Source organism: Shewanella sp. A22, from assembly GCF_053850585.1.
This window is the reverse complement of the sequence record NZ_JBSQBN010000134.1, coordinates 1-12,403: the sequence shown is the minus strand read 5'-3', so window position 1 is coordinate 12,403 and position 12,403 is coordinate 1. Positions and strand designations below refer to the sequence as shown.

13 protein-coding genes and 1 pseudogene are annotated in these 12,403 nt (G+C 42.0%); 11 read left to right on the top strand and 3 right to left on the bottom strand.

Going from position 1 to position 12,403, the window contains the following annotated elements; translation table 11 throughout:
• Window positions 1-491: 491 nt before the first annotated feature.
• From cysQ to ACWXWT_RS17745, 5 genes are all read left to right on the top strand, one after another.
• A complete protein-coding gene (cysQ, locus tag ACWXWT_RS17765; protein WP_456042908.1) occupies window positions 492-1,292 on the top strand; it encodes a 3'(2'),5'-bisphosphate nucleotidase CysQ in 801 nt (266 codons plus the stop codon).
• Window positions 1,293-1,366: 74 nt separating this feature from the next.
• On the top strand, window positions 1,367-2,272 hold the full coding sequence (mak, locus tag ACWXWT_RS17760; protein WP_456042907.1) for a fructokinase: 906 nt from the start codon (window positions 1,367-1,369) through the stop codon (window positions 2,270-2,272).
• A gap of 168 nt (window positions 2,273-2,440) precedes the next feature.
• Complete coding sequence (locus tag ACWXWT_RS17755; RefSeq protein WP_456042906.1) at window positions 2,441-3,220, top strand: ElyC/SanA/YdcF family protein; 780 nt, start codon at window positions 2,441-2,443, stop codon at window positions 3,218-3,220.
• Window positions 3,221-3,242: 22 nt separating this feature from the next.
• A complete protein-coding gene (locus tag ACWXWT_RS17750) occupies window positions 3,243-3,929 on the top strand; it encodes a DUF2982 domain-containing protein (RefSeq protein ID WP_456042909.1) in 687 nt (228 codons plus the stop codon).
• Between the two features lie 29 nt (window positions 3,930-3,958).
• Complete coding sequence (locus ACWXWT_RS17745) at window positions 3,959-4,372, top strand: GFA family protein (protein ID WP_456042905.1); 414 nt, start codon at window positions 3,959-3,961, stop codon at window positions 4,370-4,372.
• Here ACWXWT_RS17745 and ACWXWT_RS17740 read toward each other — a convergent pair.
• From ACWXWT_RS17740 to galE, 3 genes are all read right to left on the bottom strand, one after another.
• The gene (locus tag ACWXWT_RS17740; protein WP_456042904.1) at window positions 4,369-4,728 is read right to left on the bottom strand and encodes a bactofilin family protein; all 360 of its coding nucleotides are present in this window, start codon (window positions 4,726-4,728) and stop codon (window positions 4,369-4,371) included. The genes ACWXWT_RS17745 and ACWXWT_RS17740 overlap by 4 nt on opposite strands.
• Window positions 4,729-4,826: 98 nt before the next feature.
• Window positions 4,827-5,309: a ferredoxin-type protein NapF gene (gene napF / locus ACWXWT_RS17735; protein WP_456042903.1), complete on the bottom strand. Its 483-nt coding sequence runs from the start codon at window positions 5,307-5,309 to the stop codon at window positions 4,827-4,829.
• 350 nt (window positions 5,310-5,659) lie between these two features.
• Window positions 5,660-6,682, bottom strand: coding sequence for a UDP-glucose 4-epimerase GalE (galE, locus tag ACWXWT_RS17730; RefSeq protein WP_456042902.1), 1,023 nt, complete (start codon window positions 6,680-6,682; stop codon window positions 5,660-5,662).
• Between the two features lie 304 nt (window positions 6,683-6,986).
• Between galE and phhA the strand changes: the two genes are divergently transcribed.
• The 6 genes and pseudogenes from phhA to ACWXWT_RS17700 all read left to right on the top strand — a co-directional run.
• On the top strand, window positions 6,987-7,784 hold the full coding sequence (gene phhA / locus ACWXWT_RS17725; protein ID WP_456042901.1) for a phenylalanine 4-monooxygenase: 798 nt from the start codon (window positions 6,987-6,989) through the stop codon (window positions 7,782-7,784).
• A gap of 77 nt (window positions 7,785-7,861) precedes the next feature.
• Entirely contained in the window at window positions 7,862-8,200 is a 339-nt protein-coding gene (locus tag ACWXWT_RS17720) for a 4a-hydroxytetrahydrobiopterin dehydratase (RefSeq protein WP_123776978.1), read from the top strand.
• Between the two features lie 164 nt (window positions 8,201-8,364).
• Complete coding sequence (tyrR, locus tag ACWXWT_RS17715; protein ID WP_456042900.1) at window positions 8,365-9,903, top strand: transcriptional regulator TyrR; 1,539 nt, start codon at window positions 8,365-8,367, stop codon at window positions 9,901-9,903.
• 236 nt (window positions 9,904-10,139) lie between these two features.
• Window positions 10,140-11,126 (top strand): fumarylacetoacetate hydrolase family protein, encoded by a 987-nt coding sequence (locus ACWXWT_RS17710; RefSeq protein WP_456042899.1) that lies wholly within the window; start codon window positions 10,140-10,142, stop codon window positions 11,124-11,126.
• A gap of 99 nt (window positions 11,127-11,225) precedes the next feature.
• Window positions 11,226-11,876, top strand: a complete 651-nt coding sequence (maiA, locus tag ACWXWT_RS17705; RefSeq protein WP_456042898.1) for a maleylacetoacetate isomerase — start codon at window positions 11,226-11,228, stop codon at window positions 11,874-11,876.
• A gap of 158 nt (window positions 11,877-12,034) precedes the next feature.
• Window positions 12,035-12,292 (top strand): annotated as a pseudogene (locus tag ACWXWT_RS17700) (nucleotidyltransferase family protein); the annotation flags it as partial.
• Window positions 12,293-12,403: the final 111 nt, after the last annotated feature.

The window sequence follows — 12,403 nt, the reverse complement described above, 5'->3', positions numbered from 1 at the left end:
TTACTCTTTGTTGAGTCCTCTTCGTTAAGTAAAAGTAGCTTAGATTGCTAGGCAGCAATCCTCTCGCCTCGATTAAAACGTTTTTATCTCGAACAAAACTTAACCAGCAAAGATCAACAGGCCCTAGACAATTAGTCGTTAATGCTCTGGTTAGACTTGCCTAAACAGGTATATTCTACCAAGGGTAACTGAAATATAAGTTGTTAATTGATAACGTGGCATTCTATTAACACGTTTGTTCCATAATTGAATACGAATGCATAAACGCACAGTTTGCTTTGAGCCTTGGCGCGCTTAGCTTAGTATCGAGCAAGCTTTGATGTGTTGCAGGTATGTTGTATCAATGTGGTGGCTCTATCTGCTGTGTTTTTTGAGTCTTTTTGGATTAAGTACAATCAAATAGTTATCAATCTATGATGTTAACAATGGCATAATGTCGTATCGATAGTGTATTGATCGCTAGCGCGATATGAATTTTATAAGGAATGGATTTGTCTGACATTGTATTTTCTAAAACAGACTTACAGCAGGTTGTGACAATTGCTAAGCAAGCTGGCGAAGCTATTATGCAAGTTTATGCTCAAACTGATTTGCAAATTGAAGTTAAACAAGATGATAGCCCCGTCACCTCTGCCGATATTGCCAGTCATAATGTTATTGTTGCGGGCCTTAAACACCATTTTGCCGATATTGCGGTGATGAGTGAAGAAGCGGCAGATATTAGCTGGGTTGAACGACAAACGTGGCAAACGTATTGGTTAATCGATCCACTTGATGGCACCAAAGAGTTTATTAAACGCAATGGTGAATTTACTGTCAATATTGCGCTTATCCACCAAGGACAAGCTATTGCTGGTGTGGTGTATGCGCCTGTGTTAGATAAATGCTACAGCGGTATAGTGGGTCAAGGTGCGTGGCTTGAGCAAAAAGGTCAACTATCACTATTAGATATTCGTAACAGTACAGTGCAATCGCCACCTGTAGTGGTCGGTAGCCGCTCACACGTTAGCCCAGATGTTGCCACTTATTTAATGAATATTGGCGAACACCAAATGCTGAATGTTGGCAGTTCATTAAAGTTTTGCATGGTGGCCGAGGGTCAAGCTGATGTGTATCCTCGTTTAGGCCTCACGAGTGAATGGGATACTGCCGCCGCACAAGCGGTATTAGAAAGTGCTGGTGGTTTGGTGCTTGAATATCCGGCGTTAACAACACTGCAATATAATCAAAAAGAAAATATTTTAAATCCGTATTTTATTGCCGCATCTTCGGCATGGTTTGCTCGCAAGTAGTGCTAATCGCTATTAGCCTTTGCAAACGCTTATATGGGACCCCAATTAATAATAAGCAAATGGAGTGACAAGTTATGATGCGTATGGGCGTCGATCTCGGTGGAACAAAAATCGAAATAGTGGCTTTAGCTGATGATGGTGCAGAAATATTCAGAAAGCGCATTCCTACGCCCAAAAACTATCCGGGAACCATAGCAGCCATTGTAGGCTTGGTGACTGATGCGGAAACGGCAACAGAGCAAATCGGTACGGTTGGTGTTGGGATCCCTGGTGTTGTTTCACCGTTTACAGGCTTGGTCAAAAATTCTAATTCAACGTGGATTAACGGTCATCCGCTTGATAAAGATTTAAGTGATGTGTTGAGCCGTGAAGTTCGTGTTGCCAACGATGCTAATTGTTTTGCTGTATCTGAAGCCGTTGACGGCGCTGCAGCTGGCAAAGGCGTTGTATTTGGCGGCATCATCGGTACAGGTTGTGGCGCAGGAATTGCGATTAACGGCCGAGTTCATGGCGGAGGTAATGGTATTGGCGGCGAATGGGGACACAATCCATTACCATGGATGACCGCCGATGAATTTAATTCCACAACCTGTTTTTGTGGTAATCGAGACTGTATTGAAACCTTTATTTCGGGCACAGGCTTTGTGCGCGATTTTCGTGAGGCTGGTGGCGATGCGATGAGCGGTATTCAAATTTCTGAAATGATGCAACAAGGCGATCCGTTAGCTACTGCCGCATTTGAACGCTACATTGATCGCCTAGCGCGTTCACTTGCACACGTGATAAATATGATGGACCCCGATATGATTGTACTGGGGGGCGGGGTTTCGAATATTGAAGCTATTTATACCGAACTGCCTAAAGTGTTGCCAAAATATGTTGTGGGTCGTGAGTGCGGTACGCAGGTGGTGAAAAATAAATTCGGCGCATCATCAGGTGTTCGTGGTGCCGCTTGGTTGTGGGGCAGAGACGAAAAGTAGCTGTTATTCACTACCTGTTATAGCGATTCTCGAGTTGTTTTGTTATAGAGATTATTTGGCTCATTCACTAAACGGCACATAAACAGTGCCGTTTTATTTGTTAGGGTTTGTATTCGGACCTGATAACGATAAACTGGCGGCAATGTTTATTGATCATATGGTATATGGATGTTTTGGCTTAAAAAAATCTTATCGCAATTAGTTATGCCTATTCCTTTTAGCATTTTGTTGTTAGTGATAGCAGCCATTTTATGGCGAACACAACAGGTAAGGTTATTAAAATTTGGCCGACTGGCCTTAATGACTGCTATCGGTGTATTAGTACTCACTAGTCAATCGCAAGTGAGTTATTTTTTGGCAGATTCATTAGAGTCACAGTATCAAGTCAATCATCAACAAATTATCGGAACATGTGTTGTGATGGTGCTGGGGTCGGGTAATAGCGAACAATCGGGGCATACTGCTGTACAACAGTTATCGTCGACGGCTCTTGCGCGTTTAACCGAAGGAGTACGCCAGTTTAGTCTCGGTCCGCATTGTACTTTAGTGGTGAGTGGTTGGAATGGTGGTACTCAACTTGCTGCCCATGCCACTGTTATGGCTCAAGCGGCACAAGAGTTAGGAATACCAAAAACCAGCATTGTGGTATTTAATCAACCCAAAGACACCATTGAAGAAGCTTATGCCCTCAAAAGTCTTATTGGCTATGCGCCATTTAGGCTGGTCACTTCGGCTACGCATATGCCCAGGGCAATGCGAATATTCTCTTCCCTGGGGATGCAACCGCAGCCAGCACCAAGTGATTTTATCGCTCATGACGGTTATTGGTGGAAGCTAAATGCGGAAAAACTATTAACTTCGCAGCGCGCCATTCATGAATATGTGGGGACGTTATGGTTACTAATAAAAGGCTTGCCTGTTCACAATGAACAGCAACATGGCAAATAATTTACCTATTGATGTTAAGGGGATGGCCATGAGAGATGATCAAATGTTAATCAGTCCTTATGCCAAGCGAAATGGCATAACACTGACATTAGTTGGTGCGGTATGTTTACTCGTTAGCTTAATCATTTTTATTGCTTTTAAGCATTTATTTGCACTGGGAATGATGTGCTTTGCTCTTGGAGCTGTCGGGCTTATTTTAGGTGTTGCCAAAATAAACCAACCAGCAGTGAGTTTTAAGCTAAACGCTGAAGGTTTGGCTTTTTTTCATCGCCGTGGGCAAGTATTCATCGCATGGCACAATATCCAACGTCTTGATAATGTGCGCGTATATCAAAATATGGAATTGATTGAACTGCCTTATATTGGTGTAAAACTTAAGCACATTAATCCAATTTTAGACTGTATCTCACCTCGTTTAGCCACGGGATTATTGACTGAGCAGCGTCCGTTACTAATGACCGCAGCGACTCAAGATGAAGACTTACAAAGTTTAGAAGGTTATTTAGGTGTAGAATATACGCCACTTTTAACAAATGGTGAGCGCTATCGTGGTGTGTTAGCCATGTTTGGTCATCGTTGCCAAACATTACATGACCAGTTGGGGTTCCATTTATATTTGTCGACCGACAGCTTAGATCGTGAACCAAAAGAATTTGTTGCTTTGTTACGCCAATGGCAACAATCTCAGCCACAAACCGATAGCGAATGACAATATTCAAAAAGTAGTTGGAGGGCCCAATGGTATTACAAGGTGGTTGTTTATGCGGGGCGGTACGCTATCAAATAAGTGGTGTGCCATTTGATGCCGATTATTGCCACTGTAGTCAATGTCGTAAAAGCACTGGTGCGGTTGTCATGAGTTGGATGGATTTTCATCGTGAACAAGTCACATGGTTACAAGGACAAGTGACCGAATTTGCTTCATCAAGCCATATTCGTCGTGGTTTTTGTCAGCAATGTGGTACGTCAATGACATACCGCCATTTGGATTACCCTGAGTTTTGTACATTATCGATAGCATCGCTTGATGAGCCGCAGAACGTGACGCCGACATATCATATCTACACAGAGGAGCAGGTAAGTTGGTTAAAGATAGATGATATTTGCCCACGTTATAAGGCCGGTAGAACCACGGCTAAAAAGTCCGATTAGCCTGCTGATGAGGTATCCGTGATAGGGTCTCGATGGCGATAACCTAAAAATTGGCCTCCATCTAAAATTTCAATATTTTCACAATACGCATCACCTTCAAACACGCCTTGGTCATGTATCGTTAATTTTTTACAGCGAGCTTCACCTGTTAATTGTCCGGCTACCATTAATTCGCGACATAATATATCGCCATCAACCGCTCCTGTTGGTTCAATGGTCACATTACCTTGTGCTTGAATGTCCCCCCTTATGTGGCCAGCAATAAGCACGTCACCACTGAAGATAAGTTTGCCAGTTAAATGGCACTCTTGGGCAATAAAACTGAGTGGATTAACAGGTTTTTTTTGACGCAACATCGTAGTGCTCTACTGTCTAAATCGGATGGATAATATAGCGCTAAAGAATAACAATGAATACCATTACATACGCATTTTGTTATCAGAGTTTGGGTGATTTAGGCACTTGCTAATAAAATTGCGTCAGCAGGGCAAGGTGACACGCATGCGCCACATCCGGTGCAAGCATCGATGTCTATCACGGGTTTTGGCACTTGACCAACAGACATTGTAAAACTAATGGCTCGGGCGTCGCAGCCATCTTTACAGCTCTGACACCAAACACCTTTAGCGGTTAAACAGTTATCTTTAATACTGGCAACAATAGTCCAAGGTAACAAGCTTGTGGTATCAAAGACTGGTTCAGGGCATACCTCAACGCATTTTTTGCAAAAAGTGCATTCGTCCTGACTAAAATCAATCTCAGGGAAACCACCTTCACCACGCTTAATTATTTGGGTTTCACAGGCGTTAATACATTTGTCACAACGAGTGCAATTGTCAGTAAATTCTTGGTCCGTTTTACTCCACGGTGGGCGAATAACATTGGTTTTACGGCGACTAAATAAATGACGTCGACTTTGATTAATACCTTGGTTCATTTCGGTTCCAATTGAGCTTAACGATATTTGCTGCAGCTTTATCGCAGCTTTTTCGCGATTAAATGTGTTTGAATTAAACTGTTCTATAAAAAATACAATACAAGTATGCAATAGGAAGCGTTAACTACACTCAATACGTTATAACAAACTTCCTCTATTAAGATGAGAAGGGCCGTTGGCTGAAATCTTTGGCCAGAGCTTGTGGCATCTGTTACTGCGTTATCATTTAACTAGGTTGGAACACTGCATGTTGTAAGTGCTACCTTGCATAACATTGCCATCACCGCGGCTGAATTCATCATGGAACATTAACAGGCCCTGATATTAACACTCACTACAGCATCAAATTGTTAAACGCTTGGCAATTTGTAACCATCGGGGTTATTTGATTGCCATTTCCAACTGCTACTAGCCATGTCTTCAACGGTATGAGTTGCGCGCCAATCTAGTTCTGTAGCTGCAAAGCTTGGGTCGGCATAACACGCTGCTATATCGCCAGGGCGGCGAGGGCTGATTTGATAAGCAATGGTTTTGCCGCAAGCTTTCTCAAATGCCTTGACCATATCTAACACACTATAACCTATGCCTGTACCTAGGTTGTAAGTGACTAACCCTGGTTGTGCTTGCAGCTTTTTAAGGGCTTGAAGGTGGCCAACTGCTAAATCAACAACGTGGATATAATCACGCACGCCAGTACCATCAGGGGTATTATAATCATCGCCAAACACACTTAGTTTGTCTCGTTTCCCTACCGCAACTTGTGCAATAAATGGCATTAAATTGTTAGGAATGTCATTAGGGTCTTCCCCAATTAAGCCGCTATCGTGGGCGCCCACGGGATTAAAATAGCGTAAACGAGCAATATTCCAACTGTTATCCGAGTGGTGTAAATCGGCAAGTATATTTTCAACCATTAACTTTGACTGGCCATAAGGGTTGGTTGCACCTGTTGGGAAGTCTTCTTTAATTGGCAAGCTGGCGGGATCACCATATACGGTGGCCGATGAGCTAAATACGAGGTTTTTAACGTTATTTTCAGCCATTACTTGGCATAAAATGATGGTGCCGGTAACGTTGTTTTCGTAATATTTTAATGGTTTAGCAACTGATTCGCCAACCGCTTTTAATCCTGCGAAATGAATGACCGATTCAATGCTGTGGTCTGTAAATACTTTTTGGAGTAACGCTTTATTTAAAATGTCGCCTTGATAAAAAGTGACATCTTTACCGGTGATGGTGTGAACTCGAGCTAATGCTTCAACACTTGAATTTGATAAATTATCTACGATGACCACTTCCTGTCCGGCATTGAGAAGCTCCACTACTGTGTGCGTACCAATATAGCCGGCGCCACCAGTTACCAAAATTGCCATAGTTTTATCGTCCTGTGAATAAATGAGTCAGGTGTAGATTGATATTGTAAATTATCACAGATCAATCGTCAGTTAAATTATTGATGCAGCATTCAAATTAGTGCCGGTTGGTTTCTCAACATTGGGCTCGATGGACCAATAAGTACAGTCAATGTGTCGATAAAGTATGGGATAAAATGCGAGTTGTATTTATTTGTTTACAATTAGTACTACATTACAGCAAGACAATAAACCGTGAGGGAGTTAACAAAACGTCAACCTTAGCACACTATGTAGTGAGTGAAGTTGACGTAAAGTGGAACCTATGAGTACAGCAACAAAATACATTGCACATCAACCTGATTCCCAAGGTTACATTGATTACTCTGAGCATGAGGATCAATTATGGCAACAATTATATCAGCGCCAAGTCACTAATATGCCGGGGCGCGCTTGCAAAGCATATTTAGAAGGCTTAAATGCATTGGGCATGTCTATTGATCGTATTCCGCAATTACCTGAAATTGATAAAGTATTGTTAGATGCTACCGGTTGGAAAACTGCTGCTGTCCCTGCGTTGATTTCGTTTGGGCGTTTCTTTGAGCTGTTAGCTAATAAAGAATTTCCTGTGGCAACGTTTATTCGCAGTAAAGAAGAATTTGATTACTTGCAAGAACCTGACATTTTTCATGAGATATTTGGTCATTGCCCACTGTTAACTAATCCTTCATTTGCGCATTTTTCGCATATGTATGGCCAGTTAGGGCTTGCGGCATCAAAAGAAGAGCGAGTGTTTCTGGCTAGATTATATTGGTTCACCATTGAGTTTGGTTTGGTTCAAGCTAAAAATGATCCCCTGCACATTTATGGCGGTGGTATTTTAAGCTCACCCGGTGAAACCATGTATGCATTAAGCGATAGCCCTGAGTGTAAACCCTTCGATTTATTGGATGTGCTGCGTACACCATACCGTATTGATATTATGCAACCCATATATTATGTAATTGATAATATTGACTATTTAGATGAGATTGCCCGTATGGACATTATGAGTATGGTAACCAAAGCACGTCAATTAGGCATGTTTGAGCCTAAGTTTGCCCTTAAAGTCAAAGCCAGTTAATCATTGTTTGCAGCAAAGCAAATGTGTATGTCACCGCCGCTGCAAGTTAGACTATTTAATTAAGCCAAGGAGTACAAATGAGCGCATTAACCGAGATGAAGTGTGAAGCATGCCAAGCTGATGCACCAAAAGTGACAGATGCAGAGTTGGCAGAGCTTATCGGTATGATCCCAGATTGGGGGGTTGAAGTTCGTGACGGCATAATGCAGTTAGAGCGGGTATATAAATTTAAAAACTTTAAATTAGCGATGGCTTTTACGAATAAATTAGCTGATTTAGCCGAAGCAGAGTTTCACCACCCAGGCATCTTAACCGAATGGGGCAAAGTCACGGTTACGTGGTGGTCGCATTCTATTAAGGGATTACATAAAAACGATTTCATCATGGCAGCCAAGACCGACCAGTTGTTAGACTAAGGTTTATCGCCATCCATTTCAGCATATTACGTTAACGTAATGTGCTGAAATAATTGCCCTGTTACAATTCTGCTGTAAACTTCGCTTGCCACCGAAGCAATATCCCTCTAACGTTATGCCAAATTTCCGAAATAAAACTTGAACAAATAGGGAATCGTTACATTATGCGTTTGGAAGTCAGTTGTATCGATCGTGTGGGGTTAGCGAAAGACATTCTCGTCGTACTTGAAAGTCATGGCATTAATCTCATTGCCATTGACGCCAGTAATAAAGGTTTTTTGTTTTTGCAATTTGCAGAAATTAGTTTTGAAACCTTGCGTGAGCTTATGCCACAAATTCGTAAAGTCGAAAGTGTACATGATGTTCGCACTGTGTCTTTTATGCCTTCAGAACAAGAGCACTATGCACTAAAAACACTGCTTAAAACATTGCCTGACTCGGTTTTTTCTACCGACAGTAAAGGGCGGATCCGCATTGCTAATGAGTCGGCGTTATTGACACTCGGTATGGGAGAGCATGAAGTGGTCGGTGAGTCACTTAATCATTGGGTGCAAGGATTTAACTTTGCCCGTTGGATGAGCGAAACCCCCGTATTAGCACAAGCAACCCGAGTTCAAATTAATTCGAGCGAATATTTGGCTGAAATGCTGCCAATATACTTACCCGACGATAACGACAAAACCATTTTAGCGGGTGCTGTTATTTCGCTTAAATCACCCGCTAGAGTGGGGAAACAGTTTAATGCACTGCAAAATCAAACCACTGGTTTTGATAATGTATTAGCCGTTAGCGATAAGATGAATGATGTGCTTAAGCAAGCTAAGCGCATGGCCCAATTAGATGCGCCGTTATTAATTACCGGTGAAACGGGTACAGGCAAAGAATTAATGGCCCGTGCAAGTCATGATGCCAGCATGCGCCGTGAACATCCGTTTATTGCCATTAACTGTGCAGCACTGCCTGACAGCGTTGCAGAAGAAGAATTATTTGGTTTTGTCAGTAATGGTATTGTTGTTAAACGAGGTCTATTTGAAGAGGCTAAAGGCGGCACTGTGTTTCTTGATGAAATAGCAGAAATGTCCAAAGCTGCACAAGTTAAATTATTACGTTTACTACAAGATGGTGCTTTTAGACGTATCGGTGGTGATGAAGAAGTGCGTGCAGATGTACGAATTATTTGCTCCACTCAAAAGCATTTAGCTGAACTTTGCCAATCTGGTGAGTTTAGAGAAGATTTATACTATCGTATTCACGTCTTGAGTTATCACATGCCATCATTGCGCGAACGTAGAGTGGATATTATTCCGTTAACGGAGATGTTTTTAGAGCATTACAGCCAACAGTTATCAAGTCCTTTAAGGCGGATATCGGCAAGCTGTCGCGATTATCTGTTCACATATGCATGGCCAGGCAATGTACGCCAATTGAAGAATGCCATTTTCAGAGCGGTATCAATGTGGGATGGTTCGACTGAATTGACCGTTGAGCAACTTAAATTACCATCGTATGCAGAAGGTTTTGGCTATTTTGATGAAGAGTTTGAAGGCACTTTAGATGAAGCGATGAAAGAATATGAGGCGGGTTTACTACGACGTTTGTATCCTGCTTATCCAAGTACACGACAATTAGCTAAAAAGCTGGGCGTGTCACACACGGCCATTGCCAACAAATTGCGCGACTACGGTATCAGTAAGAAAAAGTAATGTAACGATATAATGCCAGCGTATTGCTGGCATTTTGGCCATATAATTGCTGTAAAACAACATTTGTGATGCTTTTATATCAATGTAACGAATAGTTTACGGATGTTAGTTGGCATGAATAAAGTGTGATTTAGCTCACGATATAGGTTTTTCAGCTGTGATCGGTTATTAGTATGATCAAATTGAGCTCGTAGTGTGGAATGTGCGCTACTCTCACCCAGAATTTAGGAGCAATAATGAAACTTGCAAGTTATCACAACGGACGTCGTGACGGCCAATTGATGTTGGTCAGTAAAGATCTCACTAAAGCGGTTGCCGTCCCAGCCATTGCCCATACTATGCAGCAGCTACTTGATGCATGGGATTTATTGTATCCACAATTAAACGAACTATACGATGCATTAAACGATGGCCAAATGGATAACGCCATCGACTTTGATGAAGCGCGTTGTTTGTCGCCATTACCACGAGCCTTCCAATGGGCTGACGGAAGTGCCTATGTGAATCACGTTGAATTGGTTCGCAAAGCGCGTGGCGCAGAAATGCCAGCAACCTTTTGGACAGATCCATTAGTGTATCAAGGCGGCTCAGACTGCTTTATCGCCCCCAAAGCGGATATTCAAATGGCCAGCGAAGAATACGGCATCGACTTTGAATCTGAAATTGCCATCGTGACAGATGATGTTGCCATGGGCGTATCTGCAGAAAATGCCGCTCAACACATTAAATTACTGATGCTAGTAAACGATGTGTCATTACGTAACCTTATCCCTGGTGAGTTAGCGAAAGGCTTTGGTTTTTTCCAGTCGAAGCCGTCAAGTGCGTTTTCTCCTATTGCCATTACGCCAGACGAGTTAGGTGATAAGTGGCAAGACAGCAAAGTACATTTACCATTAGTGACGCATTTAAACAGCGAATTATTCGGCCGTCCAAATGCCGGTGTCGACATGACGTTTAACTTTAGCCAGTTAGTGTCGCATGTAGCTAAAACGCGTCCACTTGGTGCGGGTGCAATCATTGGTTCTGGTACAATTTCTAACTATGATCGCAGTGCCGGTTCAAGCTGTTTAGCTGAAAAGCGTATGCTTGAAATCATTGCAGACGGTAAAGCATCAACACCTTTCATGCAATTTGGTGACACTGTTCGCATCGAAATGTTTGATGAAAATGGTGTAAGTATCTTTGGTTCTATTGATCAAAAAGTGGTTGAATACCAAGCGTAGACTGGTTTGTTTATCATCCTCAAATAAGGCAATAGCGAACTATCGTTATTGCTTTTTTATTAGGTTGAATAAACAGATGACTAAAATAAGGAAATTGACATGAAACTCTATGGTTATTGGCGTTCTAGCGCGGCATATCGTGTACGTATTGCATTAAATTTAAAGCAACTGTCAGCTGAGCACATCTCAGTTCATCTAGTGAATAATGGCGGTGAACAGCATTCAAAATCGTATCATCAACTCAATCCTTCGCATCTTGTGCCTACGTTTACTGACCATACTGAGTCAGGCGAAATAAACTTGTCGCAGTCGTTAGCGATTATGGAATACCTAGATGAAAAATACCCTCAACAACCGTTACTTCCAAGCAATGTTGATCATCGCGCTATTGTTCGTAGTATGGCTCAAGACATTGCCTGTGAAATTCATCCTTTAGATAATTTACGGGTGCTGCAATATTTGGTTAACGATATGGGCGTGTCGGAAGCAGATAAAATGCGTTGGTATCATCATTGGATTCAAATAGGTTTTACTGCGCTAGAAACTCAGCTTAACCGTCACGCTGGGCGTTTTTGTTTTGGCGATATACCTAGCATGGCTGATATTTGCCTAGTGCCACAAGTGTATAATGCTAAACGCTTTAACTTGGCTTTAGACGACTTTCCTCACATCATTCGTATTTATCAAGAATGTAATCAATTAGCTGCTTTTGCCAATGCTGCGCCAGAACAGCAACACGATGCTACTTAGTCAACTTCTGTTAAATCAAGTGCCTGTTCATCAGCTATCACAAGGGAAAGCAAAGCTATTGAATTTATTGTGGCAGTGGTTGCAACAAGATGAAACCAGACTAGTAGCATTAATTACATGCCAAAAATGTGATGCAATAACAAGGGGTTACTGACTGGCTCGTGAGTGCTGGTTTTGTACGTAATTTGATTTGGGACAATGTACATGGCATTGCTTCACGCCCTTTGAATGACATTGATGTAATTTATTGGTGCGACAACAGAATAACTTCAGTTGAAGAGCAAGCTATTGAAGCGTTGCTTGTAAAGCTGTTAGACCTGCCTTGGTCGGTTAAAAACCAAGCAAGAATGCACCTTAGAAATGGCGATATGCCATACACATCTTGTGCCGATGCCATGTCATACCAATCCCATTAAATATCTGGTCAGTTCAGAGTCTCTCAGGTTTTTCAATTCAAGGCACATTGATGTAGAAATGGTTGTTCCCTTTTAAATCGATGTAACACAGAAGTGGAATACCTGAGAGGC

What these genes read in the sequence shown, in the direction of transcription:
- mak (WP_456042907.1), top strand. Translation starts at nt 1,367, where the DNA reads ATGATGCGTATGGGCGTCGATCTCGGTGGAACAAAAATCGAAATAGTG.
- ACWXWT_RS17755 (WP_456042906.1), top strand. Translation starts at nt 2,441, where the DNA reads ATGTTTTGGCTTAAAAAAATCTTATCGCAATTAGTTATGCCTATTCCT.
- ACWXWT_RS17750 (WP_456042909.1), top strand. Translation starts at nt 3,243, where the DNA reads ATGGCCATGAGAGATGATCAAATGTTAATCAGTCCTTATGCCAAGCGA.
- ACWXWT_RS17745 (WP_456042905.1), top strand. Translation starts at nt 3,959, where the DNA reads ATGGTATTACAAGGTGGTTGTTTATGCGGGGCGGTACGCTATCAAATA.
- ACWXWT_RS17740 (WP_456042904.1), bottom strand. Translation starts at nt 4,728, where the DNA reads ATGTTGCGTCAAAAAAAACCTGTTAATCCACTCAGTTTTATTGCCCAA.
- napF (WP_456042903.1), bottom strand. Translation starts at nt 5,309, where the DNA reads ATGAACCAAGGTATTAATCAAAGTCGACGTCATTTATTTAGTCGCCGT.
- galE (WP_456042902.1), bottom strand. Translation starts at nt 6,682, where the DNA reads ATGGCAATTTTGGTAACTGGTGGCGCCGGCTATATTGGTACGCACACA.
- phhA (WP_456042901.1), top strand. Translation starts at nt 6,987, where the DNA reads ATGAGTACAGCAACAAAATACATTGCACATCAACCTGATTCCCAAGGT.
- ACWXWT_RS17720 (WP_123776978.1), top strand. Translation starts at nt 7,862, where the DNA reads ATGAGCGCATTAACCGAGATGAAGTGTGAAGCATGCCAAGCTGATGCA.
- tyrR (WP_456042900.1), top strand. Translation starts at nt 8,365, where the DNA reads ATGCGTTTGGAAGTCAGTTGTATCGATCGTGTGGGGTTAGCGAAAGAC.
- ACWXWT_RS17710 (WP_456042899.1), top strand. Translation starts at nt 10,140, where the DNA reads ATGAAACTTGCAAGTTATCACAACGGACGTCGTGACGGCCAATTGATG.
- maiA (WP_456042898.1), top strand. Translation starts at nt 11,226, where the DNA reads ATGAAACTCTATGGTTATTGGCGTTCTAGCGCGGCATATCGTGTACGT.